Here is a 26,206-nt window from a genome sequence, read left to right on the forward strand (position 1 = left end):
AGTTTCACTCTTCGTTCACGGAAATGAATTGGTGCATTACCGCTCGTTGGAGTAGGACGCCTCCAATGAGGAGGCATTGGTCCGTTGACCAGGCCGTCGATAAGGACCGGACCGCCAGTTCCGCTGTGTCCGAGATGTCAGGAACGAACCATGGCCGAGCCCAACGCGAAGATGCCCGCTGAAAACACTGATTCCGCCAAGGGTTTTGCCTTCGCGCTTTCCGCCTATCTGCTCTGGGGTTTCCTGCCGTTTTTCATGAAGGCCGTAGCACACATCCCCGCGGCGGAAGTCGTCGCCCACCGCATTGTCTGGTCCGTGCCGCTCGCGGGTCTCGTGCTGTTGTGGCTCGGTCGCACACACGAGGTGAAGGCGGCGCTCAGGTCCCCGAGCATGCTGAGAATGGCGGCAGTGACCGCTGTGCTCGTTACGATCAACTGGGGCATCTATGTCTGGGCGATCGGTGCCGGCCGCGCCATCGAGACGGCGCTCGGCTATTATATCAATCCGCTATTTTCGATCTTTCTCGGAGCCGTTCTGCTCAAGGAAAGGCCGAACACGGCGCAGATGGTGGCGATCGCCTTGGCCGCGATCGCCGTCGCTGTGCTCGCGTTCGATGCCGGCGGCCTGCCATGGGTCTCGATCGGGCTCTGCATCTCCTGGGGCTTCTACGCGTTCTTCCGCAAGACGCTGCCGATCGGGCCGAACCAGGGCTTCTTCCTCGAGGTGCTGCTGCTCAGCATCCCATCGATCGGCTACATCATCTGGCTTGAAGCCACCGGCCAGGGTCATTTCGGAGACACCGGTGTCGCCGATGTCCTATGGCTGCTCTCCTGCGGCATCGTCACGGCCGTGCCGTTGATGATCTATGCCAACGGCGCGAAGCTGTTGCGGCTCTCGACCATCGGCATCATGCAGTACATCGCTCCGACGATGATCTTCGTGATTGCGGTTTTCGTCTTTCACGAACCCTTCGGGACAGCGAAACTCATCGCCTTTGCATTGATCTGGGCCGCGCTCGTCGTCTACTCGAGCGCGATGCTCGTCGAAAGTAGAGCTCGCCGCGCCGCGCCGCCCGCTCCCGCTGAGTAGATCCATCACGGAGCGCGTCTCAGACGCGGAAGCCATAGAGGCGCTGTCTAGCCCTTTGAAATTACGCGATTTCCCGGAATTTCTTTAAAGCCTGGAAATGATATCTGCCTCGCCGCCGCGCCCCTTGGCGCCGGCTGACGCGAGGATCGCAGGGACGATGCCTTCGGCGCTGTCGATCACCAACGGCTGGACGAGGTGGGCCGTGTGGACGAAGCCCTGATCGCGCATATGCTGGAACAGTTCCAGCATCGGGTTCCAGAAGCCGTTGATGTTACCGAAGATCATCGGTTTCCTGTGGCGACCGAGCTGCGCCCAGGTCATGATCTCGACGATTTCCTCAAGCGTGCCGATACCGCCAGGAAGCGCGACGAACGCGTCGGCACGCTCGAACATCTTGTGCTTGCGCTCATGCATGTCGGCAGTGACGACAAGCTCGCTGAGCTGCCCCAGTGAATGGCGCGTCGCTTCCTTGTCCATGAGGAATTCCGGGATGATGCCCGTGACCTCGCCACCGGCGGAAAGCACACCGCTTGCCACCGCACCCATGATGCCGCGCGTACCACCGCCATAGACGAGGCGCAGACCATGATCGGCGATCGATTTTCCAAGTGCGCGACCGGCCTGTATATGGGCTGCATCTCGTCCAGGCTGAGAACCGCAATAGACGCAGATCGATCGAATCGGGGCAATTTGCTTGGTCATGGAGCCAAAAGACATTGCAGCGCAGCATCGGTCAAGAAAAATGAGGGAAAAAGCTGCGGCAATGAGCCCCGCATAAGATGCGGGAGCTTGTATGAAACTATAGGAAACGTTAGCAATTTCAGTAATACGTTGAAGAATTCGGACGTGCAGGCCGTTGTTGCGCTATAATGGCGAAAAAGGCCCGCGCCGCAGGGCGATAAAAAAGGGCATGCGCGGGGCGTTGTATTGCTCCGCTCCGTGTGGAGAGTAGCATGATGAAGAACAAAGCCGGCTGGGTGGCGCTGAGTGTTTTGGCAGCCGCGACCGCATTGATGGTTTTCGTGGTCCAGCCAAATCTGCGTGACGACGGCAAGGAACAGACAGCACAGCCAACCGCCAGTGGCGGTCAACCGGCCGAGACCAAGCCATCGGCCAAGGTCGAAACCACCCCGGCCGCGCCGGAAGGACAGGCGGCGGCGAATGTCGCGGGCAACAAGGCTGCCGATGCGTCCGATCCGGCGAACTGGACTGTCCCGGGCTTCGACATTCTTCGCGTCGAACCCGATGGGTCGACCGTCGTTGCGGGACGTGCCCAACCCGGGACCAAACTCGAAATTCTCAACGGCAATACGGTTATCGGCACGACCGACGTCGGCGCCGCCGGGGACTTCGCTGCCGTCTTCGACAAGCCGCTTGTTGCCGGCGACCACCAGCTGACCCTGCGCAGCGTCGGTGCAGGCGGCGCGACCAAGACGTCCGAGGAAGTGGCGACAGTGTCCGTACCGAAGGACGCAAGCGGCCAGTTGCTGGCGATGGTATCCAAACCTGGTGAAGCGAGCCGCCTGATCACGACGCCGAAGATCGATGCAAAGCCGGCGGAGGTCGCCGTTCAGTCGAATGCGCAGCAAACGGACAAGCCTGCAGGCACGCTCGGGACGCCGGCCAAACCCGGTAGCGTTGCGGGTCTTCAGGTCACCGCTGTCGAGATTGAGGGCGGAACGATGTTTGTTGCCGGCAACGCCAAGCCCGGCGCGTTGGTGCGCATTTATGCCGATGACAAGTTCGTCGGCGAGATGAAGGCCGACGAGAAGGGTAAATTCGTCGTTGATGGCTCGATCGACCTGGCGGTCGGCAGCCACATCATCCGGGCCGACATGCTGAACGAGGACGGCGTTAAGGTTGCGATGCGCGCTTCCGTGCCCTTCGACAGGCCGGCGGGGACGCAGGTTTCTGCCGTCGCTGGCCCGCAGGCTGCGGCGGCGAGCGACGGGCTCGACCGCTTGAAGGCTGAGGCGGGCAAGGCGCTTGCCTTGCTGAAGGGACTTTTCGCCGATGGCAAACGGCCCACTGCCGAGCAGCTTGCGGCGGCCCGCTCGGCGACGGAATTCGCCCTGCAGTCGCTCGCGGACTTCAAGCCGGCGGACAATGAGAACCGGGCGCTGGCGACGGCCGCCGCGGAGGCTTCCAAGGCGGCCGCCGATGCGCTGACGGTACTCAAGTCTTCCCAGCGAGACCCGGCCAGCGTCGCTGCAGCCTTGGCAAAGGTCGAGGGCACGGTCGGCCCCGCGCTGACGCGGCAGAGTGCTGTTGCCGAGGCGGTTGTCAGGCCTGAGGCCGAGACGGCTACGGACGCCGCCAAGCCGTCGGAGCCGTCGATGGCCGAAGGTGCCGGCAGCGCTGCGGCAGCGCCCGCGACCGACGAGGCTGCGGCCGCAGCATCCGTCGAGGCGGCTGGGCAACCCACGACGATCGAGCAGGCTCCGCTCAAGGAGAGCAAGACTTCGGTCATCATCCGCCGCGGCGACACGCTCTGGCAGATTTCTCGCCGGGCCTATGGGGCAGGGGTTCGCTACACGACGATCTATCTTGCCAATCGGGAGCAGATTGAAAATCCCGACTTGATCCGTCCGGGTCAGGTTTTCGGTGTTCCCGACGAGGCGATGTCCGAGGACGAATCGCGGGAAATGCACCGCAAGCATGTGAAGCACGAATAATAGCCTGCCTTTTTGGCCGCAATTCCATTGCGGCGAGGAGCATGCGAGCCTATCTGATTTGTCAGCAAACGCGGCGTCTCCAAAAAGGCGCCGCTTTTCATTGACGATCTGCAGCGCCGCGCTTCGTTTCAGACGCACAAAGGACGCGGCAGAACTTTGAATTGCTGCATGTTTTATCCTTAAATCGCCTCCGATTTAAGGAAACATGCAGCAGAACTGGAAACGGAACGAGACGTGGCATCCCAAAACCAGAAAAAGACGGTTTCTGCCAGCACGAGCAATCCGTTAGAGACCATTGTGAACCTCTGGCCATACATGTGGCCGGCAGATCGCGCGGATCTGAAGTTGCGCGTCGTCTGGGCGACGGTGATCCTCGTGATCGCGAAGGTTGTCCTTATTCTCGTTCCTTACTTTTTCAAGTGGGCAACCGATGCCCTCAACAGCAGGCCGGACGCGCTGGCCTCTCTGCCGCAATTTTTGACCGGCGCGGTCATGCTGGTGCTCGCCTATAATCTTGCGCGTCTGCTGCAGGCGGGCCTGAACCAGTTGCGTGACGCATTGTTTGCGAGCGTGGGTCAGCACGCCGTGCGGCAACTCGCCTACAGAACCTTCGTCCACATGCATCAGCTTTCGCTCCGCTTTCATCTCGAGCGGCGCACGGGCGGGCTTTCGCGCATCATCGAGCGCGGAACCAAGGGCATCGAAACGATCGTCCGTTTTACGATCCTGAACAGCGTGCCGACGCTCATCGAGTTTCTGCTGACGGCGGTGATCTTCTGGTGGGGTTACGGCTTCAGCTATCTCCTCGTGACGGCCGTGACGGTCTGGCTCTACATCTGGTTCACAGTGCGCGCCAGCGACTGGCGCATTGCCATCCGCCGTTCGATGAACGACAGCGACACCGATGCGAACACCAAGGCGATCGACTCGCTTCTCAACTTCGAAACCGTCAAGTATTTCGGCAACGAAGAGATGGAAGCAAAGCGGTTCGACAGGTCGATGGAACGCTACGAACGCGCCGCGACCCAGGTCTGGACGTCGCTCGGCTGGCTGAACTTCGGCCAGGCGCTGATCTTCGGCGCGGGCACCGCGGTCATGATGACGATATCGGCGCTCGCCGTACAGCGCGGCGACCAGACGATCGGTGATTTCGTCTTCGTCAACGCGATGCTGATCCAGCTTGCCATCCCGCTGAATTTCATCGGCTTCGTCTATCGCGAAATCCGGCAAGGCCTGACCGACATCGAGCACATGTTCGATCTGCTCGATGTTCAGGCGGAGGTCGTCGATAAGCCGGACGCGAAGGAGTTGATGATCGACAGGGGCGCGATCTCCTTCAGGGATGTGCATTTCGCCTACGATCCTGCCCGCCCCATCCTCAAGGGAATTTCCATTGACGTTCCCGCCGGCAAGACGGTGGCGGTCGTTGGACCGTCCGGAGCGGGCAAGTCTACATTGTCGCGGCTGCTTTACCGCTTCTACGATGTTCAGGGGGGATCGATCACCGTTGACGGACAGGACGTTCGGGACGTGACGCAGAAAAGCCTGCGCGCGGTGATCGGCATGGTCCCGCAGGATACCGTGCTCTTCAACGATACGATCGCCTACAATATTCGCTACGGTCGCGTCGAGGCCTCCGACTCCGAGGTCGAGGCGGCTGCCGAGGCGGCGCAGATCGCAGGTTTCATCCGCAGCCTTCCGGAAGGGTTCCGGGCCATGGTCGGCGAACGCGGGCTGAAACTTTCAGGAGGCGAAAAGCAGCGCGTGGCGATCGCGCGCACGATCCTTAAGGCGCCGCCGATTTTGATCCTCGATGAGGCGACATCCGCGCTCGATACCAAGACTGAGCAGGAAATTCAGGCGGCATTGGACGTCGTGTCCCGCAACCGCACGACGCTCGTCATCGCCCACCGTCTGTCGACGGTCATTCACGCCGATGAGATCATCGTCCTCAAGGACGGTGTCATCGCGGAGCGTGGCACGCATGGGGAACTGATCGACCGCGACGGCCTTTACGCTTCCATGTGGAGCCGTCAGCGCGAGGCTACACAGGCGGAAGAGCAGTTGAAGCGGGTGCGCGAGCGCGACGACCTCGGTATCGTCGACCGAGGTCAGCCGGCTGCTTGACCATGACAGGTGAGTGCGCGACGCCATTTGTTTGCGGCTTCTACGTTGCCGGACTCCTGGATTCGCGCTACTGCATGTTTCCCTAAATCGGGACCGATTTTGAGGATAAAACATGCAGCAATTCAAAGTGCTAAAGCGACCTTTGTGCGTCTGAAAAACGCACGTCGCTGTAAGTCACCTTCCACGTCAAATCTGGAGTAGAGTTCATGAGCTTGGTCAACACGGTGCGTAACACGCTCGTTCCGGTGCACAAGGAAGGTTATCGCTTCATCGCGATTTTCTTCGTTGTGTCGCTGGTGCTTGGCTTGCTGTGGGAGCCGCTGATGTGGATCGGCTTCCTGTTGACCGCTTGGTGCGCCTATTTCTTCCGCGATCCCGAGCGCATGACACCGATCGACGACGATCTTGTCATCAGCCCGGCCGACGGTCGCGTCTCCTCGATTGCGGTCGTCACACCGCCGGATGAATTGGGCTTGGGATCGACGCCGATGCTCCGCATTTCGGTTTTCATGAACGTCTTCAACTGCCATGTGAACCGCGCGCCGATGAGCGGGTCCGTGCGCCGCATCGCCTATCGAGCCGGCAAGTTCGTGAACGCAGAACTCGACAAGGCAAGCCACGAGAACGAACGCAATGGCCTTGTCATCGAGACGAAGCACGGCGAAATTGGTGTAGTCCAGATTGCCGGGCTGGTGGCGCGGCGCATTCTCTGCTGGACGGCGGAAAACGCGCCGCTTGAAGCGGGCGAGCGTTTCGGTCTCATCCGATTCGGCTCCCGGCTCGACGTATTTCTGCCGGAAGGGGCCGAGCCGCGCGTCAGCCTCGGCCAGACAGCAGTCGCCGGCGAAACGGTGCTTGCTGAATTCGGCTCCGCGAAGGGGCCGGTCATCAGCCGCCGGGCATAAGGAGCGATCATGGAAGAGCCTCAGCAGGAAAAGCCGACAGAAGCAGTGCAACCGGCCGCGGAGGGTGAGGGATCGAACGACAAGGCGCGCGGGCCGCGTCTGCGCGAAATTCCGCTGCGTCTGATGATCCCCAACATGATCACTGTGCTGGCGATCTGCGCCGGCCTTTCCGGCATCCGGCTTGCCTTCGAGAACCGCGTCGAGCTTGCCGTCGCCATGGTGCTGTTCGCAGCGTTCCTCGACGGTATCGACGGACGGGTCGCCCGCCTGCTCAAGGCGACGTCGAGCTTCGGCGGCCAGATGGATTCGCTTGCGGACATCATCAATTTCGGCGTCGCTCCGGCACTGGTTCTTTACGTTTTCGTGCTTGACCAGGCGCGGTCGATCGGCTGGATCGCCGCCTTGATCTACGCGATCGCCACAGGGTTGCGGCTGGCGCGCTTCAACGTCATGGCCGAGCGCCAGGTCAAGGCATCCTGGCAGTCTGAATACTTCGTCGGCGTTCCGGCGCCGGCGGGGGCCATGTTGGTGCTGTTGCCGGTCTATCTCGGTCTGCTCGGCCTTGCGCCGGAGCGGCTGTTCGCGCTCATCGCGGCCGCCTATACGGTGCTCATAGCCTTCCTTCTCGTCAGCCGCTTGCCGGTCTGGTCCGGCAAGTCGGAGAACAGCCGTCTGCGCCGCGATCTCGTCCTGCCGGCCATTCTCGTTGTTGTCTTTTACGTCGCGACGCTGATGACCTATACTTGGGAAACGATGGTGGTGACGGCGCTCGCCTATCTGATCAGCCTGCCCTTCGGCGCGCGCTCCTGGCAGCGCAAATATGGCGACTGGCCGGCCCATCCGGCGCAGGGAGGCGATGGGCTGCCCGGCGACAACGATTAAAGACAAGCCTCGCCATGAAAGAAGAAAGCCACCGCGGATCACCGTGGTGGCTTGATTTTTGGCTTCGGTTGCCGGAGCGTTTCAAAACATTGAAACGCCATAACGCTTCAAGACCCGGATTCCGGATTACTCCGGCATCCGGTAATCGACGACCTTGTTCTCGCGGACGACGAAAAGTTTGCCGGTTTCGGTCTGGTCAGGCCCGAGAAGCGGCATCAGCGCGGCCGCGACTTCGGATGGATGTGGCACGGTTGCCGGATCTTCACCGGGCATCGCCTGTGCCCGCATTGCGGTGCGCGTCGCTCCGGGATCGACGCTGAGAATTCGGAGCGGCAGTCGCTGTGTTTCGTGCGCCCAGGTGCGTGCCAGTGCCTCCACGGCCGCCTTGGACGCAGAGTAGGGGCCCCAGAAGGGCCTGCATTTGTGCGCGGCGCCGGAGGTGAGGATGAGCGCGCGGCCCGCATCGGATTTGACGAGCAACGGCTCGACCGACCGGATCAGCCGCCAGGTCGCGGTGACGTTGATCGTCATCACCTTTTCGAACACCTTGGCTTCGACATGACCGATGGGCGAAATCGTGCCGAGCACACCGGCATTGGCAACGAGGATATCGAGCTTGCCCCAACGCTCGTTGATCGCGCCTCCAAGCTTGTCGATCGCTGCCATATCCGCGAGGTCGAAGGGGACGAGCGTGGCCGACCCGCCAATCGCCTTGATGGCATCGTCCAGTTCTTCGAGACCGCCGACCGTGCGTGCGCAGGCGATGACGTGAGCGCCAGCCTTGGCAACTTCGAGGGCGGTGAAATAGCCGATACCGCGCGATGCACCGGTAACCAGGGCGACCCGGTCTTTCAGATTGGGCGTCATTTTGTTGTCTTTATCCGTTGCTGGCGAGAACCGAGAGTTTGCGGACGTTGCTTGCGCCTTCCTGGTCGAGCAAGCGGGTCGGGTAGTCACCGGTGAAGTAATGATCGGTGAATTGCGGTGCCTTGGGATCGCGCGCAACACCGCCCACGGCTTGATAAAGCCCGTCGATCGACAGGAATTCAAGCGAGTCGGCGCCGATAAATCGGCACATGGAGGCGAGGTCGGCGTGTTGGTTGGCGAGCAACTTGTCGCGGTCCGGCGTATCGATTCCGTAGAAGTCCGGGTGGAAGATCATCGGGCTTGCCACGCGGATATGCACTTCGCGTGCACCGGCGTCGCGGATCATCTGCACGATCTTGACCGACGTCGTCCCGCGCACGATGGAGTCATCGACGAGGACTACGCGCTTGTCCTTGATCATGGCGCGGTTGGCCGAATGCTTCAGCTTGACCCCGAACGCACGGATCTGCTGCGTCGGCTCGATGAAAGTCCGCCCGACATAATGGTTGCGGATGATGCCGTATTCGAACGGAATGCCGCTCTGCTGTGCATAACCGAGCGCGGCAGGAGTGCCGCCGTCGGGCACGGGAACGACCACGTCCGCTTCGACGGGCGATTCCTTGGCGAGATTGACGCCCATGTTCTTGCGCGCCACATAGACGCTGCGGCCGCCGACGACCGAATCCGGGCGGGCGAAGTAGACATATTCAAAGAGGCAGAGTTTTTCAGGCTGCGTTGATTCCGGCTTGCATGCGTCGATCGAGATCGAGCCGTCCGGCTGGATTTCGCAAATGACCACTTCGCCGTTCTCGACATCACGGATGTACTTGGCGCCGATGATGTCGAGCGCGCAGGTTTCCGAACAGAAGATCGGCTTGCCGTCGAGTTCGCCCATGACGAGGGGGCGGATACCGATCGGGTCGCGTGCGGCAATCAGCTTGGTGCGCGTCATCGCCAGCATCGAATAGCCGCCTTCCATCTGGCGGATGGCGTCGATGAAGCGATCGGAGGAGGAGGTCTGCTTGGAGCGGGCGATGAGGTGAAGGACGACTTCGGTGTCCGACGTCGACTGACATATCGCGCCGTCTGCAATCAATTGGCGGCGGAGCGTCAGCCCATTGGTGAAGTTGCCGTTATGGGCGATGGCGATGCCGCCGACTTCAAGCTCGGCAAAGAGCGGCTGGACGTTGCGCAGCGCCACCTCGCCGGTCGTCGAGTAGCGCGTATGCCCGATGGAAATATAGCCCGGCAGCTTGGCCAGTGTTGCGGGGTCCGTATAGTGGTCTCCGACGAGACCCATGCGCTTTTCGGTATAGAACTGCTTGCCGTCGAAGGTGACGATACCGGCCGCTTCCTGGCCGCGATGCTGGAGCGCGTGCAAGCCAAGTGCCGTCAGGGTGGCCGCATCCGGATGCCCGAGAATACCGAAGACCCCGCACTCTTCGTGCAGAGTGTCGCCATCGAGTTCGTCGTGGATTTCACTGGATCTGAGATCGGTCATCACAAGTTCGCCTTTGCTCCATGCCGGTGCGCATATCGTGATCAGGCTGCCCGTCTTCAAGCAATCTTAGCCGAAAACACTAGCAAGCGTTATTCCAAATGGACAAAGCCCGCGCAGCGGGCCTTGTCGCTAACTGATGTCTGTCTCAGCCGTTCGTCGGCGCATCCTCGACGGGGGGCTGTTCTGTCGTGCCCGGAGGGGTTTCGGGTTCGCCTTCGCCCGTCGCATCCTTGCCGCGAAGTCGGTCGAGGATTGTGGCGTCGGCCTCTTCCGGCAAAAGCGCGATCAGCCTGTTGCCGAGATTGTCGAGCAGCGGCTTCGACTTCGCCTGGGTTACCCAGATCGGCTGCTGCTGCGGCGCGACCAGCCAGTTGAAGAACAGCATGGCGACGACGACAAGCAGGATGCCACGGGCGGCACCGAAGAGAAAGCCGAGCGTCCGGTCGAGCGCGCCGATGCGGCTGTCGATGATGAAATCGGCGATCCGCATCGTAATGAAGGAAATGATGATCAGCGCGACCAGGAAGACAACGGCGGCCGAACCGATCATCGCGACCGTGTCGCTGCTCGTGTATTGCGAGGCATAGGGCAGCAGGTACGGATAGAGGAAATAGGCCGCTGCCGCCGCGCCGACCCAACTCGCGACCGACAGAACCTCGCGCGAGAATCCGCGGACCATGGCGAGGATGGCCGAAAACAGCGCGACGCCGAGAACGATACCATCGAGAATTGTAATGGGCATGTTGTCCTTACTCCGACCCCGTCTTGATCCGGGCCACACCAAGCTTAGCTGCCGTCGGTCCTGTCCGCACGCACTCTGAACATCTTTCCACGGCCAATCGTCGCCGAGGTCATTCGTCTTCGCCTTCCGCCTGCCTTAGGGCGCTCCGCGATCCGGCGATGCGCGCCACGAGATCCGGCAGGCTCTCCATCTCGCTCCACCGGCCGGCGCCGTTCTTCGGCAGTTCGGTCGATGCAGACGGCAATACGGCCTGGGAGAAACCGAGCTTCTCGGCTTCCTTAAGACGTTGGGCGGTATGCGCAACCGGCCGGATGGCGCCCGACAAGCTGACTTCGCCGAAATAGACGCAATCGGCCGGAAGGGCAAGCCCGGCCAGCGACGAAACCAGCGCGGAAGCAACTGCAAGGTCGGCCGCAGGTTCGGAAATACGAAAACCGCCGGCAATATTGAGATAAACGTCATGTTGGCCGAGGCGGACGCCGCAATGGGCTTCAAGCACCGCGAGGATCATTGAGAGACGCGCGGAGTCCCAGCCGACGACCGCACGGCGCGGTGTTCCGAGCGACGTCGGCGCGACGAGCGCCTGCACCTCCACCAGCACCGGCCGAGTTCCTTCCATGCCGGCAAACACGGCTGCTCCCGGCGACTTCTCGTTGCGTTCGCCGAGAAACAGCTCCGACGGATTGGCGACTTCGCGCAAGCCCTTGTCCGACATCTCGAACACGCCAATCTCGTCGGTCGGGCCAAAGCGGTTCTTGACCGTTCTGAGAATGCGGTAGTGATGTCCGCGATCCCCTTCGAAATAGAGCACGGCGTCAACCATGTGTTCGACCACGCGTGGGCCGGCGATCTGGCCTTCCTTCGTCACGTGGCCGACGAGCACGACCGCCGCGCCGGTCTGTTTGGCAAAGCGGATCATCGCCTGCACGCCGGTGCGCACCTGGGTCACTGTTCCGGGTGCCGAATCGACGATGTCGCTCCAGAGCGTCTGGATCGAATCGATGATGACGAGATCGGGGCGCTTGCCGTCGGCAAGCGTCGCCAGAATGTCCTCGACATTGGTTTCTGCGGCAAGAAGCACGTCGCTGTCGGCTGCCCCAAGCCGTTGGGCGCGCAAACGCACCTGGGCGACGGCCTCCTCGCCCGAGACATAAATGACGCGATGCTTGCGGCGGGAAAGGGCCGCGGCCGCCTGCATCAGCACGGTCGACTTGCCGATACCAGGGTCGCCGCCGACGAGCAATGCCGAGCCGCGCACGAAGCCGCCGCCGGTGACGCGGTCGAGTTCGGATATCCCCGTCTGGATACGCGGCGCGTCCTCGATCTCGCCGGAAAGCGTGGTGAGCGCGACCGGTCGTCCCTTCTTCGGCGCGCGCGAAGGGCCGCCGCCGATGCCCGCTGTCGGATCTTCCTCGATGATCGTGTTCCACTCGCCGCAGCCTTCGCACTTGCCCGCCCAGCGGGAGTGAACGGTGCCGCAATTCTGACAGATGAACTGGGTGCGGGCTTTCGCCATCGAGACTAGCTTTCGGATATTCCGGGAGACTGCGAACGACGGTGGTTCCGAGAATCACCACCAGCGATCACATAATGCCGCGAAATTCGGCTTGAAAGTGTGTTTTTCGGCGACTGTCCGTCGACGCAGCGACGCTCCGCGCTCAGGCACCGCCGATATAGGTTCGATGATAGCGATGCCCAAGGCTCGTCAGCAACTCGTAGCCGATCGTTCCGCCGGCGCGCGCGACGTCGTCTATCGCGATGTTGCGGCCGAAGAGCTCGATATAGTCGCCGGCGCGGACGGCCTTTTCCGGCAGGTCGGTAACGTCGAACAGGCTGAGGTCCATGGTTACCCGGCCGACATGCGGCACCCGCCTGCCGTGAAGAAAACCAAAGGCGCCCGACGGCATGGATTGCCTGAGCGTCACACCGCCGCCGGAAACCGAACGATGATATCCGTCGGCGTAGCCGATCGCGACCGTTGCGATGCGGCTGTCACGGGTGAAGCGCGCCGATGCGCCGTAGCTTGCCGTCGCGCCGGAGGGAACCGTGCGCACCTGGATGATGCGTGCTTCGGCCGTCACCACCGCCTTCATCGGGTTCACCGCTCCGTTCACTGCTTCGCCGCCATAGACGGCGATGCCCGGGCGAGTAAGATCGAAGTGGTAGTCCTTGCCGAGAAACACGCCGCCGGAATTGGCCAAGCTCGCGGGGATGCCCTCGAAGGCGGCCGCCGTCTCGCGAAAGCGGTCGAGCTGATAGACGTTCATCGGATGCTTCGGATCGTCGCCGCAGGCAAGATGGCTCATGATCAGCACCGGCGAGAAACTTGCCGGCCGCGCCGGGTCGTTGGCGAGCGCGACGGCTTCCTCGACCGACAGTCCAAGCCGGTTCATGCCGGTGTCGACGTGAAGCACGCACGGATGGTCGCCGCGCTCGGAAAGCGCCGCCATGAAGACGGCGAGTTGCTCCTCCGAGTTGATGATCGGCACGAGGTCATTCTCGAAAAATAGCTTCTCGTTGCCTGGCCACATGCCGGCCAGAATGTAGATGCGCCCGTCAGGGACTAGCGGGCGAAGCTCCACTCCTTCCTCCGCACTGGCAACGAAGAAGTCGCGTGCACCGGCGGCGTAAAGGGCGGGCGCTGCCTGCGCGATGCCGAGTCCGTAGGCGTTCGCCTTTAGCACGGCGGCCGCGCGAGCCTTGCCGGAGCGCTCGTTCATGGCGCGCCAGTTGTCGGCCAGCGCTGCGAAGTCGATGGTGAGCCTGCTGGAGGCGGAGAGGAATTCTGGACTGTGCATACCGGACGCTCTGTGTGGTCGATGTTGCAGCAATACATCCTGGCGCCGAAGGTCGCAAACGGTCCCTCATCCGGCCGGGGACAAGAGCTCGAGCACTTTTGTGCAAGACGCGCAGCTCCGCTGCGGCTAACGTTGCTCGATGCAGACGATCTCGCAGGAACAGGCTATCGAGGCCATGCCGCTCAAGGGTGCCGAGCACACGCGCTTCTGGCGTGACGCGCGGTTCAAAGGCATGGAATGCCTGAGCGCGACCTTCATCACACATGAGTTTGCCCCGCATGCCCATGACACGTTCAGCATCGGCGCAATCGAGGCGGGCTCGCAGATCAGCACGATCAAGGGCGAGCGATCGCAGACAGGCCCCGGCGATCTCTACCTCATCAATCCGGACGAGATCCACGACGGGCATCCGGGCCTCGATGGTTACCGCTATCGAATGATCTATCCGTCCGTCGAACTGCTGGTCGACGTCCTCGAGGATGTCACCGGTCGAGCCTTCAGAGGAACGCCCTGCTTCTCGCGACTGCTGCTTCGTGATCCTGAGCTGGCCGTCGCCTTTCATCGCGCCCATCGGGCGCTCGAGGGAAATGCGGGCGCCTTGGAGGCGGACGAAGGAATGTTCAGCTTCCTGGACAAACTGTTCCGGCGGCACGGAAGCGCGATCATCCTTCCCGTGGAGACGCGCGAACCTTCTGCCGTGCATCGCGCTCGGGATTATCTCATCGCCAATTATTCCCACGACATCGGCCTCGACGAGCTTGCCAAGGTGGCCGGGCTTAGCCGGGCGCACCTGATCCGCGCTTTCCGCAAGGAATTCCACATCACGCCTCACGCCTTCCTGACCGACAAGCGGGTCCGCGAAGCAAAGACACTGCTGCGGCAGGGCTGGTCGGCCGTCGACACCGCCTATCATTGCGGCTTCGCCGATCAGGCGCACTTCAGCCGGCATTTCAAGGCAAGAACCGGCGTCACCCCTGGTGCATTCCGAGCCGGCTGATCACTTTCGTTCAAGACGCGCCGGCTTCCCCGCAGCTATTGCGTTGATGCAATTGAAATGCGGAGTGACGGGCGTGAACACGAAGGATGTTTTTCGAGAGTTTGCTGGCGGGGTCAGGGCCATGGCGCCGCTCATCGTTGCCGTCATGCCGATCGGCCTTGTCTTCGGCGCGGTCGCGGCAAGCAAGGGTCTTTCCAGTCTCGAAGTGACGCTGATGAGTGCCGTGGTCTTCGCCGGCGGTTCGCAGTTCGTCGCCATGGATATCTGGACCCATCCGGCATCCTGGGGTGCGCTCGGTTTTTCGGCGCTGCTCGTCAACATCCGCCACGTGCTGATGAGTGCCTCGATCGGCGCGAAGATGCCGGCCTTCTCGGGTCCCGCGAAATATGCCGCGATGCTGCTGCTGGCCGATGAAATCTGGGCCATGGCCGAGTCTCGGGCGACGTACGCGCGCCTGTCCGCCGCCTGGTATGCCGGCCTCGCGGTGCCTTTTTATTTCGTCTGGGTTTTGACAAGCCTCGCCGGCTCGATTGTCGGCGCCTTCCTGGGAGACCCGAAGGCAATGGGCCTCGATTTTGCCTTTCCCGCCGTCTTTGTGGTTCTGGTGATGGGTTTTTGGAAAGGACGGGAGACCGGTGTCGTGCTTGCGGCAAGTGCAGCCGCAGCGGTGCTGACACACCAATTGCTGCCCGGCGTCTGGTATATCGCGGCAGGTGCCGCAGCCGGCGTCGTTGCGGCGCTCGTCACCGATCAGCGCCAAGAGGCCCGCGCATGACGCTCGATCCGAATGCTGCTCTCGCGATTCTTGCCATGGCCGCAGCGACGGTACTGACACGCATCGGCGGGTTGGTGCTCATTCGTTTCGTGGCGATCGGACCGCAACAGAGACGCGCGCTGGAAGCCATCCCGCCGGCAGTGTTGATGGCCGTCATCGCCCCGACCGCGCTCGTGACCGGGCCGGCGGAAACGCTTGCGGCGCTCGCAACCGCGCTTGCCGCAACGCGGCTGCCGCTGCTCGCGGCCGTAGCCGCCGGGGTTTTCGTTGTGGCCGTTGCGAGAGCGGTGATCGGCGCGTGAATCGTCCCTCGATCTAGTGTTCGTACTGCGTGAAGGACGAATCCGCCAAGTCCGAGAAGCGCGTGAATTCGGACTGGAAGGCGAGCTTCACCGTTCCGGTCGGTCCGTGGCGCTGCTTGGCGATGATGACGTCGGCCGTACCCTTGACCTTTTCCATCTGCATCTTCCACTCTTCGTATTTCGGATCGAATTCGTCGCGTGGTTCCATGTTTTTCACGTAGTATTCCTCGCGGAACACGAAGAGGACCACGTCGGCATCCTGCTCGATCGATCCCGATTCACGCAGGTCCGAGAGCTGCGGGCGCTTGTCCTCGCGGCTTTCCACGGCGCGCGAGAGCTGCGACAAGGCAATGATCGGCACGTTCAGTTCCTTGCCGAGTGCCTTCAGGCCTGTGGTGATTTCCGTGATTTCCTGCACCCGGTTCTCGCCCGATTTCTTGGAACCGGTCATCAGCTGGACGTAGTCGACCACCAGTACGTCAAGGCCGCGTTGGCGCTTGAGACGACGGGCGCGCGCCGCGAGCTGGGCGATCGAGATACCGCCGGTCTGGTCGATATAGAGCGGCACCTTCTGCATCATCATCGAGCAGGCGACGAGCTTCTCGAAATCAGCTTCCGAAATATCGCCGCGGCGGATCTTCGAGGACGAAACCTCGGTCTGTTCGGAGATGATGCGCGTTGCAAGCTGCTCGGACGACATTTCGAGCGAATAGAAGCCGACGACACCGCCGTTCCTCGCCTTGAAGGAGCCGTCCGGTTGCACCTCGGGCTCGTAAGCCGCAGCGATATTGTAGGCGATGTTGGTCGCGAGTGATGTCTTGCCCATGCCGGGGCGACCGGCGAGGATGATCAGGTCCGAACGCTGCAGGCCGCCCATCTTTCCATCGAGCGAATGGATGCCGGTCGAAATGCCGGAGAGGTGGCCGTCCCTATCCTTCGCCGTCGCAGCCATGTCTATCGCGAGTGTTACAGCGTCGCTGAATGACTGGAAGCCGCCGTCATAGCGTCCTGTTTCGGCAAGCTCGAAAAGGCGCCGCTCCGCATCCTCGATCTGGCTCTGCGGCGGCATGTCGAGCGGCGCGTCATAGGCGATGTTGACCATGTCCTCGCCGATCGTGATCAGCGAACGACGCAGCGCCAGATCATAGATGGCGCGGCCGTAGTCCTCGGCATTGATGATCGAAACGGCCTCGGCCGCAAGGCGCGCGAGGTATTGGGCAACGGTCAGGTCGCCGACTTTTTCGTCCGCCTTGAGGAAGGTCTTGATCGTGACCGGGTTGGCGGTCTTGCCCATGCGGATGATATCGCCGGCCACCTCGAAGATGCGGCGGTGCAGTGGCTCGAAAAGATGTACCGGCTTGAGGAAGTCGGATACCCGGTAGAACGCGTCGTTGTTGACCAGGATGGCGCCGAGCAGCGCCTGCTCGGCCTCCAGATTGTTCGGCGCTTCGCGATAGTGCTGATCCGCCTGATCCTTGGCCAAGGGGGCGAGCTTGCGCGCTGCGTCGTTCATCGATCGTTCCATTTCCGCGTGTGGTTCGTGTGAGCTATCCGATTTGCTGCCTGCCGTTCTGTGGGTCAAGTGCTGCTGCGCAACAGTCGTGAACCATACAACCGTGCTCGCGGTCTTTGCCCGTTGTTCGACTGTTCCACAGGCGAGCGTCACAAATGGCGAAAAAATGATGACGGCGATTGACGCCGCGACCCGAGCGAAAGGTACCTGATTCGCGTTCAAACGTCTTTTATGAACCGCCGGTCGAGAGCCTGGTGCGGAACGACGCAGCGCGATGCGCAAATGAAAAGGCCCGGATCGATGGATCCGGGCCCTTCAATTCAGGTATGCCGCGAAGCTTATTCTTCTTCGGTTTCGAACTCAGCTTCCGGGTTGAAGAAGTCTTCCGGCTTCAGGGCGTCTTCGTCGACGCCGTAGATGGCATCAGCGGACGTCAGGCTTTCGCCCTTGGCCTGGCGCTCGGCTTCTTCGGTCGAACGAGCGACATTGATTTCCACGGCGATTTCGACTTCCGCGTGCAGGTGCAGCGTTACCTTGTGCACACCGATCGCCTTGATCGGATGGTTGAGGTCGACCTGGTTGCGGTTGATGTTGAAGCCGTCGGCGGCCAGCGCCTCGACGACGTCACGGGCAGCAACCGAGCCGTAGAGCTGGCCGGTTTCGCCGGCGGAGCGGACGATGATGAAGGACTTGCCGTCCAGCTTGTCCGCAATCTTCTGAGCTTCCGACTTGCGCTCGAGGTTGCGGGCTTCGAGGGTTGCGCGCTCGGATTCGAAGCGGGTCTTGTTGGCGGCGTTGGCGCGCAGCGCCTTGCCGAGCGGCAGCAGGTAGTTGCGGGCAAAGCCGTCGCGAACCTTTACGGTTTCGCCCATCTGGCCGAGCTTGGCGATGCGTTCGAGGAGAATGACTTCCATCTTTTGATTCCTTTCAGTTCAGTGTTGTTTCATTGGTCAGCTTTTTCCGGTCGGCGTAACCGCGATGGTGCGTCGCGTATCGGTCAAGCCAGACAGGAGGAAGAACACGGCCGGGATCGTGAAGACGAAAACCGACAGGTAGGCGATCCACAGCACCGGAAGCCGCCAGGACTTGCCACGCGTGCGGAAATGGAACGAGGCAAAGCCCGAGAGCAGGAAGCCTGCGCCGAACGTGCCGCAAATGAGGGCGCCGATCGCCGCCGGCGCTCCGCCGAGAAAGGCGAGGATCAGGCCGGCGAGAAAGACGAAAATGGCGTTGCGGTGCATCCTCAACGCCGACGGAATGTCTTCGCGCGGACGCAGCGACCCTCCGGACAACTGGACGATCCGTGTTGCGAGATAGTAGGCGGCAAAGAGCATCAGCACCCAGATCGCGCCCTGGACGAGCGGCAGGGCGAGCGTGAACATCGCCTTGATCTGTGCGATTGCCGCGGCGTCCGGATTGTAGAGCGGCTCCTGCGCCTTTACCGCCTCGATCACCATGTCGATCATGCGGTCCGAGACGCCGGAATCGTAACCCACGATGTAGCCGACGATGATCATGCCGACGGTGACGAGCCCGGCGAGATGGCCGAGAATGTCGGACAGCGGATACCAGGCAAGCGCGCCTTCGGGGCCGCCGAGTTCGGAGGCTGGGCGCGCAAGATTTGCGAGGTGACTGAGCCAGCCGGCGGGAACAAGCGTGACGAGCAGGACCAGCAGCGCGAAATAGGAGGAAACGAGCGCGGCGGCAGTCGCGCCGGCAACCACGATCGCGATGATCGCGGCCGCGTTGCCCCATCCGAGGCCGGCAATCAGGATCGGTAGTGCGGAGGCAGCGTAGAGAACGATCGCAAAGGACGACTGCGTGTTCGCGCCCATCGACAGAAGGGCGGCGGTAATGCCGGCGAGAGCGCCGGTGATCAGCGATGTCCTGTTCCAGATATTCACGTTCGCTGTCCTGCTTGAAACGCAGTTAGGGGTCGCCGTCGAGCTTTGGCCCCAACATGGGATTTTGGCGCATGCGCCGGTTCCGACCCGCGCCCACCGCGGGAGGGAGAGAGGCAAGGCATTCACGTTACGGAAATGCCTTGCCTCGGAACGAGTTTCCGTCGAGTCAATTGACTGACGGAGAGTCAGCCCGTCTTACGAAACGACGTAAGGCAGCAGGCCGAGGAAGCGTGCACGCTTGATCGCCTGGGCGAGTTCGCGCTGCTTCTTCTGGGAAACGGCCGTGATGCGGGACGGAACGATCTTGCCGCGCTCGGAAATGTAGCGCTGCAGGAGGCGGACGTCCTTGTAGTCGATCCGCGGAGCATTTGCACCCGAGAAGGGGCAGGTCTTGCGGCGACGGTGGAACGGACGGCGTACCGGAGCGGAAGAAACTTCAGCCATTGTCTTTATCTCCTAAGCTTCGGGTTACGCGCGGTCTTCACGCGGACGGCGTGGACGGTCTTCACGGTCGCCACGGTCCGGACGCGGGCCACGGTCGAAACCGCCTTCACGCGGGCCACGGCCTTCGCCGCGCGGACGATCGTCGCGATCGCGCTTCTGCATCATCGCGGACGGGCCTTCCTCGTGCTTCTCGACAGCGATCGTCATGTAGCGCAGGACGTCTTCGTTGATGCGCATCTGGCGCTCTACCTCGTGGACAGCCGGTGCCGGAGCATCGATGTCCATCAGGACGTAGTGAGCCTTGCGGTTCTTCTTGATGCGGTAGGTGAGGGACTTCAGGCCCCAGTTCTCGACGCGACCGACCTTGCCGCCGTTCGCTTCGATGACGCCCTTGTATTGCTCGACGAGAGCATCGACCTGCTGCGGCGTGATATCCTGCCGGGCAAGGAATACGTGTTCATAAAGAGCCATTGTGGCTTGCCTTTCTTGCGTTAATCAGCCCGGACCTCGGCGGCTAAGCCTCAACGACTGTTCTTATGGCCGCAGTGCAGCCGGCAAGAAAGTGTTGTATCGAGACGGTCGAGAGCGGAGACACGGGAGGCCGGAATGTCTTGCATTCCTGGCGGCTTCCAAAGCGGAAACCGGCCCTCCGTTCAGCCACCAGCCAGAAGACCGGGTGTTTCGAACAGCGCGCTTATACGGATTTTCCGCTGAAATGCAAGCCGTGATCCGAACTTGGGTGTTCGTGGCGGCGCCGAGGTGTTCGCACGGAACAATCGCACGGCATTGCTGTTGGATAGCCGCAACCCAAAGGAGCGGGAAACGACGATGACCCATGTCGATCCAAGAATGCAACCGTGCATCGACAATTGTCTGGACTGTTATTCCGCGTGTCTGTCGACCGCGATGAACCATTGCCTTCAAGTCGGCGGCAAACATACCGAGCCGTCTCATTTCAGGCTGATGATGGCGTGCACCGAGATCTGCCGGACCACGGCGCATTTCATGCTGATCGGAAGCCCTCACCACGTTCATCTGTGCCGCGAATGCGCGGAGATCTGCGACGAATGCGCCGAGGATTGTGAGCGCATCGGCGACATGGACGAATGTGTTGAAGCCTGCAGGCGCTGCGCCGAGAGCTGCCGCCAGATGGCGGCTTGAGGCTCTTGCGTCCGCGACTGTATGTTTTTTCCTTAAATCGGATCCGATTTAAGGAAGCATGAGCCGATCAAATCGGCGCCGGGTAGAGCCGATGGAGGCGCCGGATGCCGTTCATCACGTCGTGCGAGAGCGTTATACCGGCGGCGCCGATATCGGTCTTCAATTGTTCCATCGACGTCGCGCCGATGATAGCCGAAGCCGTGAAGGGACGTCTGAGGCAGAAGGCGAGCGCCATCTGCGCCGGGTCGAGGCCATGCTCCCGAGCGAGCGCCACATAGGCGGCGACGGCTGGCTCCTGGTGCGGCGTGAAGCGGCCGCCGAGGTCGCCGTTGATCGAGAGGCGCGATCCTGCCGGCTTCGCCCCTCCGAGATACTTTCCGCTCAGGAGACCGGCTGCGAGCGGCGAATAGGCGAGCAGACCGATATCCTCGTGATGAGACAGTTCCGCGAGATCGAGATCGTAGGCGCGATAGAGAAGGTTGTATTCGTTCTGGATCGTCGCAACACGCGGCAGGTCGCATCTGTTCGACAAGTCGAGCATCTTCATCGCGCCCCAGGCGGTGTCGTTCGAAAGCCCGATGGCGCGGATCTTGCCGGCCTTTACGAGGTCGCCAAGCTTGTCGAGGATCGCTTTCAGGTCTGCGGCGACATGCTCCCTGTCTTGCCCCGACGGGTCGTAGGACCAGGAATTGCGGAAGTGATAGTGGCCGCGATTCGGCCAATGCAGTTGGTAAAGGTCTACATACTCGGTCCTCAGCCGCTTCAGGCTGGCGTGCAAAGCTTCTTCGATGCCCTCGGGCGTCGTCGGTTCGCCATTGCGGATATAAGGACGGCCGGGGCCGGCCACCTTGGTCGCGATCACCACATCGTCGCGGCGGCCGCGCATCGCCAGCCAGTTCCCGATGATGCGCTCGGTGTTGCCGTAGGTTTCGGCCGAAAGCGGCGTCGTCGGGTAGAGTTCGGCCGTATCGATGAAGTTCACGCCACGGTCGAAGGCGTAGTCGAGTTGTCCATAGGCTTCGGTCTGCGTGTTCTGGGAGCCCCAGGTCATCGTGCCCAGGCAGATTTCCGAAATCTTGATGTCGGTGCGGCCTAGCATGTTGTAGCGCATGAAGTATTGTTCCTCGCGAGGGGCGGTTCCGCGCCGGCGGGAGGGAAAGGCGCGCCGCCAATGATTGGCTTGTGCCGCGGAACATGGCTTATCAGCGGGAGCGGCGGCGATGCGCGGCAAACTTACGCCTTGATTGACGAAGATCAAGGGCAAAAGCCCGCTGGCAAGGGTGAAGCTCGGCCTCTGCGCTTGACTCCCTGTTCAGGAATGTGAATGGAGAGGAAAAACAGGGCGGATGGGGAATGTGAGGCAGCTTTCGCCGGCATCCGCCCTAATCATATGAGAAACGATCGCGAGAAGCTTGGCTCGCTCCGGTCGTTTCGTCATCAAGGGAAGGGCAGCCCCATGAGCATTGCATTCACGTTTCCCGGGCAGGGCAGTCAGGCTGTCGGCATGGGCAAGGATCTGGCGGAGGCCTTTCCGGAGGCCGCCGCCGTCTTCGCCGAGGTCGATGAAGCGTTGGGCGAAAAGCTTTCCGACGTTATGTGGAGCGGGCCGGAGGAAACGCTGACGCTGACGGCAAACGCGCAGCCCGCGCTGATGGCCGTTTCCATGGCCGTGATCCGCGTGCTCGAGGCCAGGGGGCTCGATCTCAAGAACAAGGTCGCCTTCGTTGCCGGCCATTCGCTCGGCGAGTATTCCGCGCTCTGCGCCGCCGGGACGTTTTCGATCGCCGACACGGCTCGCCTCCTGCGCATTCGGGGTAACGCCATGCAGGCGGCTGTCCCCGTCGGCAAAGGCGCGATGGCTGCCATCATCGGCCTGGAACATGCGGACGTTGACATGGTTTGTCGTCAAGCGTCCGCGCTCGGGTCGTGCCAGATCGCCAACGACAATGGCGGCGGACAACTGGTGATCTCGGGAGAGAAGCAGGCGGTAGAGAAGGCTGCCGCGCTCGCCTCCGAAAAAGGTGCCAAGCGCGCGCTGATGCTCCCTGTATCCGCGCCTTTCCACTCATCGCTGATGGCGCCTGCTGCCGATGCCATGCGCGATGCACTCGTCAAGGTGGAGAAGCGCGACCCGTCCGTTCCGCTTGTGGCGAATGTTCTGGCCGCTCCGGTAAGTGACGCCGGCGAGATCGCCCGGTTGCTCGTCGAGCAAGTGACCGGCCAGGTGCGCTGGCGCGAGACGGTAGAATGGTTCGCGGCCAACAATGTCACGACGCTTTATGAAATCGGCTCGGGCAAGGTGCTGACGGGACTTGCTCGACGGATCGACAAGACCGTCAATGGTATTGCCGTCAATACGCCCGCCGACATCGATACGGCGCTCGCCGCACTTCAGTCCTGAGCGCTCCAGTTACAAGGAACATGCCCATGTTTGATCTCTCCGGCCGCAAGGCTCTCGTCACCGGCGCATCCGGTGGCATTGGCGAGGAAATCGCCCGCATCCTGCACGCACAGGGCGCCATTGTCGGCCTGCACGGCACGCGCGTCGAGAAGCTCGAAGCACTTGCCAACACGCTTGGCGAGCGCGTCCAGATCTTTCCCGCCAATCTTTCCGACCGCGCCGAAGTCAAGGCGCTTGGCGAGAAGGCGGAGGCTGAGCTCGGCGGCGTCGACATCCTCGTCAACAATGCCGGCATCACCAAGGATGGGCTCTTCGTCCGCATGAGCGATGAAGATTGGGACAGCGTCATCGAGGTCAATCTCACGGCGGTCTTCCGCCTGACCCGTGAACTGACACACCCGATGATGCGCCGCCGTTTCGGCCGCATCGTCAACATCACCTCCGTTGTCGGCGTTACCGGCAATCCTGGGCAGGCCAACTATTGCGCTTCGAAGGCGGGCATGATCGGGTTCTCCAAGTCGCTCGCGCAGGAAATCGCCACCCGTAACGTTACCGTCAACTGCGTTGCCCCTGGATTCATCGAAAGTGCGATGACCGGCAAGCTCAACGACAAGCAGAAGGAAAGCATCATGGGTGCGATCCCGATGCGGCGGATGGGTACGGGTGCGGAGGTCGCATCCGCCGTTGCGTATCTTGCTTCGAACGAAGCGGGTTACCTCACCGGGCAGACCATTCACGTCAATGGCGGCATGGCGATGATCTGATCCGGCACCGGGTAAGGCGGACGGCGCGTATTTCAACCCGTCGGCGCTACGCGGTTCGGTACCTTCATTGGTCGATGCCAAATGCCTGAAATTCAATGTTGACCAAGCGAATGTCGGGCATTTTCGCACTTTGCGGCAGGCTTAAACCATGTTAATCGGGCCATGACTGTGCGCAGTCGACCGGTCCGGCCAGGTGTCCGGCAGCCCTCGCTGCCTTGGGTTTTCCGCGGGTTCGGTTGGATGGATTGCCCGCTGGACTATCTTGGTCTATCAGGCTTGATTGAAAATGACGGCGCCAAGAATGGCGCCGCAAAGAAACGAAGGTCGAGGAACTCCGACATGAGCGATATCGCAGAACGCGTGAAGAAAATTGTTATTGATCATCTTGGCGTCGACGCCGAAAAGGTCAGCGAAGGCGCAAGCTTCATCGATGACCTCGGCGCGGACTCGCTCGACACCGTCGAACTGGTCATGGCATTCGAAGAAGAATTCGGTGTCGAGATCCCGGACGACGCGGCAGATTCGATCCTGACCGTCGGCGACGCCGTCAAGTTCATCGAGAAGGCTCAGGCCTGATCTTTACGGTTTAGGCGTTGACGGGCCGCCTGTTGCGGCCCGTACCAGCCCAGGGGAAGTGGGCTGGCCTGCGTCGACCGCGGGTTTCGATCAGCAAAGCGTTCCCGCCTTTCCCTCTGATCGTCACGTGAGAAATTTACAATGGATGCACGGATCGGGGTCGTCACGCGTGGTCCGGTCCGGCTCTAGAACTGAACAGTCAGGGTGGGTCACGGGTTATGAGACGTGTCGTTATCACCGGTACCGGCATGGTATCTCCTTTGGGTTGCGGAACCGAGGTCAGCTGGTCGCGTCTTATCGCGGGCCAGAATGCTGCACGCAAGGTCACCGAATTCGAAGTTGAGGATCTTCCTGCCAAGATCGCCTGCCGTATTCCTTTTGGCGACGGCTCGGACGGCACCTTCAATCCCGACGACTGGATGGAACCGAAGGAACAGCGCAAGGTCGATCCCTTCATCGTTTATGCGATGGCTGCCGCCGACATGGCGCTGGCCGACGCCGGCTGGAAGCCGGAAAACGATGAGGACCAGATTGCGACTGGCGTGCTGATCGGCTCCGGCATCGGCGGTCTCGAGGGCATCGTCGATGCAGGCTATACGCTGCGCGACAAGGGCCCGCGTCGTATTTCTCCCTTCTTTATTCCTGGCCGCCTGATCAACCTCGCGTCGGGCCAGGTTTCGATTCGCCACAAGCTTCGTGGCCCGAACCACTCGGTCGTGACGGCTTGCTCTACGGGCGCGCATGCGATCGGCGATGCGAGTCGGTTGATCGCGCTCGGCGATGCCGACGTGATGGTGGCGGGTGGCACGGAATCGCCGATCTGCCGCATTTCGCTCGCAGGCTTCGCCGCCTGCAAGGCGCTCTCGACCCAGCACAACGATAACCCGGAAAAGGCATCGCGCCCCTATGACGCCGATCGCGACGGTTTCGTCATGGGCGAAGGCGCCGGCGTCGTCATTCTCGAAGAACTGGAGCATGCGAAGGCACGCGGCGCCAAGATCTATGCCGAAGTCGTTGGCTACGGCCTCTCCGGTGACGCCTTCCATATCACCGCTCCATCCGAGGACGGCGATGGCGCGTACCGCTGCATGCAAATGGCGTTGAAGCGAGCCGGTCTGATGGCCGCCGACATCGACTACATCAACGCCCACGGAACGTCGACGATGGCCGATACGATCGAGCTCGGCGCGGTCGAGCGGCTGGTCGGCAACAGCGCTTCGAAGATATCCATGTCTTCGACCAAGTCGGCAATCGGACACCTGCTGGGCGCCGCCGGTGCGATCGAGGCAATCTTCTCGGCCCTCGCGATTCGCGACAATATCGCTCCGCCCACCCTCAACCTCGACAATCCCTCCGTCGAGACGAAGATCGACCTGGTGCCGCATGTCGCGCGCAAGCGGGAGATCGACATCGCGCTGTCGAACTCCTTCGGTTTCGGCGGCACGAATGCTTCGCTGGTTCTGCGTCGCTACAACGGCAACTAAGATCGCCGACGCGACAGGATCGACGATGATGATTCTCCACGACGATTCTCGGTTAGGTTGACCGAGGATCGTCGTGATGTCGGAAAACCGCTTCCGGCGTCCCGGTCCCGTTCAAACACCGGTTGGTGATCCTGCTTTTTGCCGCATTGCTCGCTACAAGCTGTAACTGGAGGAGTCGCCGCCGCGCGGCGCCGCCGACTATGTTCGCGCAAGGCACTTCTGACAATTTGTAGAATATCCATTGCTCTGACACATTCAGCTTGCCGCCGGTCTAAGCCGAAATTCGCATCGGTGGCAGC

Annotated in this window: 25 protein-coding genes; 13 read left to right on the top strand and 12 right to left on the bottom strand. The window is 61.7% G+C overall.

The features are described from left to right. Positions 1-150 precede the first annotated feature (150 nt). Positions 151-1,089 (top strand): EamA family transporter RarD, encoded by a 939-nt coding sequence (gene rarD, locus QN219_RS03020; RefSeq protein WP_283997829.1) that lies wholly within the window; start codon positions 151-153, stop codon positions 1,087-1,089. Positions 1,090-1,173: 84 nt separating this feature from the next. Here rarD and QN219_RS03025 read toward each other — a convergent pair whose 3' ends face one another. Continuing rightward, the gene (locus QN219_RS03025) at positions 1,174-1,791 is read right to left on the bottom strand and encodes a TIGR00730 family Rossman fold protein (protein WP_283997832.1); all 618 of its coding nucleotides are present in this window, start codon (positions 1,789-1,791) and stop codon (positions 1,174-1,176) included. A gap of 251 nt (positions 1,792-2,042) precedes the next feature. Here QN219_RS03025 and QN219_RS03030 point away from each other — a divergent pair, with 251 nt between their 5' ends. The 4 genes from QN219_RS03030 to pssA all read left to right on the top strand — a co-directional run bounded on the left by QN219_RS03030 (position 2,043) and on the right by pssA (position 7,678). Further along, positions 2,043-3,764, top strand: coding sequence for a LysM peptidoglycan-binding domain-containing protein (locus QN219_RS03030; RefSeq protein WP_283997834.1), 1,722 nt, complete (start codon positions 2,043-2,045; stop codon positions 3,762-3,764). Between the two features lie 234 nt (positions 3,765-3,998). Next, on the top strand, positions 3,999-5,891 hold the full coding sequence (locus QN219_RS03035) for an ABC transporter ATP-binding protein/permease (protein WP_283997835.1): 1,893 nt from the start codon (positions 3,999-4,001) through the stop codon (positions 5,889-5,891). Between the two features lie 206 nt (positions 5,892-6,097). Then, positions 6,098-6,796, top strand: coding sequence for a phosphatidylserine decarboxylase (locus tag QN219_RS03040; RefSeq protein WP_283997837.1), 699 nt, complete (start codon positions 6,098-6,100; stop codon positions 6,794-6,796). Between the two features lie 9 nt (positions 6,797-6,805). Then, the gene (gene pssA / locus QN219_RS03045) at positions 6,806-7,678 is read left to right on the top strand and encodes a CDP-diacylglycerol--serine O-phosphatidyltransferase (RefSeq protein WP_283997839.1); all 873 of its coding nucleotides are present in this window, start codon (positions 6,806-6,808) and stop codon (positions 7,676-7,678) included. A 126-nt stretch (positions 7,679-7,804) separates the two neighbouring features. Here the strand turns inward: pssA and QN219_RS03050 are convergent, their stop codons facing one another. The 5 genes from QN219_RS03050 to alr form a co-directional block, all read right to left on the bottom strand. Continuing rightward, the gene (locus QN219_RS03050; protein ID WP_283997841.1) at positions 7,805-8,545 is read right to left on the bottom strand and encodes an SDR family NAD(P)-dependent oxidoreductase; all 741 of its coding nucleotides are present in this window, start codon (positions 8,543-8,545) and stop codon (positions 7,805-7,807) included. A gap of 10 nt (positions 8,546-8,555) precedes the next feature. After that, the gene (gene purF, locus QN219_RS03055) at positions 8,556-10,046 is read right to left on the bottom strand and encodes an amidophosphoribosyltransferase (protein ID WP_283997843.1); all 1,491 of its coding nucleotides are present in this window, start codon (positions 10,044-10,046) and stop codon (positions 8,556-8,558) included. A 145-nt stretch (positions 10,047-10,191) separates the two neighbouring features. After that, positions 10,192-10,788: a CvpA family protein gene (locus QN219_RS03060; RefSeq protein ID WP_173510393.1), complete on the bottom strand. Its 597-nt coding sequence runs from the start codon at positions 10,786-10,788 to the stop codon at positions 10,192-10,194. A 109-nt stretch (positions 10,789-10,897) separates the two neighbouring features. Further along, positions 10,898-12,304: a DNA repair protein RadA gene (gene radA, locus QN219_RS03065; protein ID WP_283997845.1), complete on the bottom strand. Its 1,407-nt coding sequence runs from the start codon at positions 12,302-12,304 to the stop codon at positions 10,898-10,900. Positions 12,305-12,446: 142 nt separating this feature from the next. After that, positions 12,447-13,586, bottom strand: coding sequence for an alanine racemase (alr, locus tag QN219_RS03070; protein WP_283997847.1), 1,140 nt, complete (start codon positions 13,584-13,586; stop codon positions 12,447-12,449). Between the two features lie 139 nt (positions 13,587-13,725). On the opposite strand from alr, the gene QN219_RS03075 reads away from it, so the two are divergent. The 3 genes from QN219_RS03075 to QN219_RS03085 all read left to right on the top strand — a co-directional run bounded on the left by QN219_RS03075 (position 13,726) and on the right by QN219_RS03085 (position 15,660). Then, entirely contained in the window at positions 13,726-14,583 is an 858-nt protein-coding gene (locus tag QN219_RS03075; RefSeq protein ID WP_283997848.1) for an AraC family transcriptional regulator, read from the top strand. Positions 14,584-14,704: 121 nt separating this feature from the next. Further along, on the top strand, positions 14,705-15,358 hold the full coding sequence (locus tag QN219_RS03080) for an AzlC family ABC transporter permease (protein WP_283998263.1): 654 nt from the start codon (positions 14,705-14,707) through the stop codon (positions 15,356-15,358). Continuing rightward, positions 15,355-15,660: an AzlD family protein gene (locus QN219_RS03085; protein WP_283997850.1), complete on the top strand. Its 306-nt coding sequence runs from the start codon at positions 15,355-15,357 to the stop codon at positions 15,658-15,660. Before QN219_RS03080 ends, QN219_RS03085 begins: the two co-directional genes overlap by 4 nt. 13 nt (positions 15,661-15,673) lie before the next feature. On the opposite strand, the gene QN219_RS03090 is transcribed toward QN219_RS03085, so the two are convergent. The 5 genes from QN219_RS03090 to rpsF form a co-directional block, all read right to left on the bottom strand. After that, positions 15,674-17,173 carry a replicative DNA helicase gene (locus tag QN219_RS03090; RefSeq protein WP_283997852.1) on the bottom strand — a complete coding sequence of 500 codons (1,500 nt, stop codon included), beginning with the start codon at positions 17,171-17,173 and terminating at the stop codon, positions 15,674-15,676. A gap of 338 nt (positions 17,174-17,511) precedes the next feature. Next, the gene (gene rplI / locus QN219_RS03095) at positions 17,512-18,087 is read right to left on the bottom strand and encodes a 50S ribosomal protein L9 (protein WP_283997853.1); all 576 of its coding nucleotides are present in this window, start codon (positions 18,085-18,087) and stop codon (positions 17,512-17,514) included. A gap of 36 nt (positions 18,088-18,123) precedes the next feature. Next, positions 18,124-19,077, bottom strand: coding sequence for a DUF2232 domain-containing protein (locus tag QN219_RS03100; protein ID WP_283997855.1), 954 nt, complete (start codon positions 19,075-19,077; stop codon positions 18,124-18,126). 195 nt (positions 19,078-19,272) lie between these two features. After that, positions 19,273-19,521, bottom strand: a complete 249-nt coding sequence (gene rpsR / locus QN219_RS03105; protein WP_012707461.1) for a 30S ribosomal protein S18 — start codon at positions 19,519-19,521, stop codon at positions 19,273-19,275. Between the two features lie 24 nt (positions 19,522-19,545). Then, positions 19,546-19,992 carry a 30S ribosomal protein S6 gene (gene rpsF, locus QN219_RS03110; RefSeq protein ID WP_034854248.1) on the bottom strand — a complete coding sequence of 149 codons (447 nt, stop codon included), beginning with the start codon at positions 19,990-19,992 and terminating at the stop codon, positions 19,546-19,548. Positions 19,993-20,349: 357 nt separating this feature from the next. On the opposite strand from rpsF, the gene QN219_RS03115 reads away from it, so the two are divergent. Next, a complete protein-coding gene (locus tag QN219_RS03115) occupies positions 20,350-20,682 on the top strand; it encodes a four-helix bundle copper-binding protein (RefSeq protein WP_283997857.1) in 333 nt (110 codons plus the stop codon). Between the two features lie 67 nt (positions 20,683-20,749). Here the strand turns inward: QN219_RS03115 and QN219_RS03120 are convergent, their stop codons facing one another. Continuing rightward, positions 20,750-21,793, bottom strand: a complete 1,044-nt coding sequence (locus QN219_RS03120; protein ID WP_283997858.1) for an aldo/keto reductase — start codon at positions 21,791-21,793, stop codon at positions 20,750-20,752. Positions 21,794-22,138: 345 nt separating this feature from the next. Here QN219_RS03120 and fabD point away from each other — a divergent pair, with 345 nt between their 5' ends. From fabD to fabF, 4 genes are all read left to right on the top strand, one after another. Continuing rightward, complete coding sequence (gene fabD / locus QN219_RS03125) at positions 22,139-23,083, top strand: ACP S-malonyltransferase (protein ID WP_283997859.1); 945 nt, start codon at positions 22,139-22,141, stop codon at positions 23,081-23,083. Between the two features lie 26 nt (positions 23,084-23,109). Next, positions 23,110-23,847, top strand: a complete 738-nt coding sequence (gene fabG, locus QN219_RS03130) for a 3-oxoacyl-[acyl-carrier-protein] reductase (protein ID WP_283997861.1) — start codon at positions 23,110-23,112, stop codon at positions 23,845-23,847. Positions 23,848-24,186: 339 nt separating this feature from the next. Beyond that, positions 24,187-24,423, top strand: coding sequence for an acyl carrier protein (locus tag QN219_RS03135; protein ID WP_003531676.1), 237 nt, complete (start codon positions 24,187-24,189; stop codon positions 24,421-24,423). A gap of 218 nt (positions 24,424-24,641) precedes the next feature. After that, positions 24,642-25,907 carry a beta-ketoacyl-ACP synthase II gene (gene fabF / locus QN219_RS03140; protein ID WP_283997863.1) on the top strand — a complete coding sequence of 422 codons (1,266 nt, stop codon included), beginning with the start codon at positions 24,642-24,644 and terminating at the stop codon, positions 25,905-25,907. The last annotated feature ends 299 nt before the right edge of the window (positions 25,908-26,206 follow it).

The organism is Sinorhizobium sp. 8-89, from assembly GCF_030124325.1.
Lineage (GTDB): Bacteria > Pseudomonadota > Alphaproteobacteria > Rhizobiales > Rhizobiaceae > Sinorhizobium.

What these genes read in the sequence shown, in the direction of transcription:
- QN219_RS03085 (WP_283997850.1), top strand. Translation starts at nt 15,355, where the DNA reads ATGACGCTCGATCCGAATGCTGCTCTCGCGATTCTTGCCATGGCCGCA.
- QN219_RS03080 (WP_283998263.1), top strand. Translation starts at nt 14,705, where the DNA reads ATGGCGCCGCTCATCGTTGCCGTCATGCCGATCGGCCTTGTCTTCGGC.
- alr (WP_283997847.1), bottom strand. Translation starts at nt 13,586, where the DNA reads ATGCACAGTCCAGAATTCCTCTCCGCCTCCAGCAGGCTCACCATCGAC.
- rpsR (WP_012707461.1), bottom strand. Translation starts at nt 19,521, where the DNA reads ATGGCTGAAGTTTCTTCCGCTCCGGTACGCCGTCCGTTCCACCGTCGC.
- QN219_RS03115 (WP_283997857.1), top strand. Translation starts at nt 20,350, where the DNA reads ATGACCCATGTCGATCCAAGAATGCAACCGTGCATCGACAATTGTCTG.
- radA (WP_283997845.1), bottom strand. Translation starts at nt 12,304, where the DNA reads ATGGCGAAAGCCCGCACCCAGTTCATCTGTCAGAATTGCGGCACCGTT.
- fabF (WP_283997863.1), top strand. Translation starts at nt 24,642, where the DNA reads ATGAGACGTGTCGTTATCACCGGTACCGGCATGGTATCTCCTTTGGGT.
- QN219_RS03030 (WP_283997834.1), top strand. Translation starts at nt 2,043, where the DNA reads ATGATGAAGAACAAAGCCGGCTGGGTGGCGCTGAGTGTTTTGGCAGCC.
- QN219_RS03090 (WP_283997852.1), bottom strand. Translation starts at nt 17,173, where the DNA reads ATGAACGACGCAGCGCGCAAGCTCGCCCCCTTGGCCAAGGATCAGGCG.
- rpsF (WP_034854248.1), bottom strand. Translation starts at nt 19,992, where the DNA reads ATGGCTCTTTATGAACACGTATTCCTTGCCCGGCAGGATATCACGCCG.
- QN219_RS03135 (WP_003531676.1), top strand. Translation starts at nt 24,187, where the DNA reads ATGAGCGATATCGCAGAACGCGTGAAGAAAATTGTTATTGATCATCTT.
- fabG (WP_283997861.1), top strand. Translation starts at nt 23,110, where the DNA reads ATGTTTGATCTCTCCGGCCGCAAGGCTCTCGTCACCGGCGCATCCGGT.
- rplI (WP_283997853.1), bottom strand. Translation starts at nt 18,087, where the DNA reads ATGGAAGTCATTCTCCTCGAACGCATCGCCAAGCTCGGCCAGATGGGC.
- rarD (WP_283997829.1), top strand. Translation starts at nt 151, where the DNA reads ATGGCCGAGCCCAACGCGAAGATGCCCGCTGAAAACACTGATTCCGCC.
- QN219_RS03040 (WP_283997837.1), top strand. Translation starts at nt 6,098, where the DNA reads ATGAGCTTGGTCAACACGGTGCGTAACACGCTCGTTCCGGTGCACAAG.
- QN219_RS03025 (WP_283997832.1), bottom strand. Translation starts at nt 1,791, where the DNA reads ATGACCAAGCAAATTGCCCCGATTCGATCGATCTGCGTCTATTGCGGT.
- purF (WP_283997843.1), bottom strand. Translation starts at nt 10,046, where the DNA reads ATGACCGATCTCAGATCCAGTGAAATCCACGACGAACTCGATGGCGAC.
- QN219_RS03060 (WP_173510393.1), bottom strand. Translation starts at nt 10,788, where the DNA reads ATGCCCATTACAATTCTCGATGGTATCGTTCTCGGCGTCGCGCTGTTT.
- QN219_RS03050 (WP_283997841.1), bottom strand. Translation starts at nt 8,545, where the DNA reads ATGACGCCCAATCTGAAAGACCGGGTCGCCCTGGTTACCGGTGCATCG.
- QN219_RS03120 (WP_283997858.1), bottom strand. Translation starts at nt 21,793, where the DNA reads ATGCGCTACAACATGCTAGGCCGCACCGACATCAAGATTTCGGAAATC.
- fabD (WP_283997859.1), top strand. Translation starts at nt 22,139, where the DNA reads ATGAGCATTGCATTCACGTTTCCCGGGCAGGGCAGTCAGGCTGTCGGC.
- pssA (WP_283997839.1), top strand. Translation starts at nt 6,806, where the DNA reads ATGGAAGAGCCTCAGCAGGAAAAGCCGACAGAAGCAGTGCAACCGGCC.
- QN219_RS03075 (WP_283997848.1), top strand. Translation starts at nt 13,726, where the DNA reads ATGCAGACGATCTCGCAGGAACAGGCTATCGAGGCCATGCCGCTCAAG.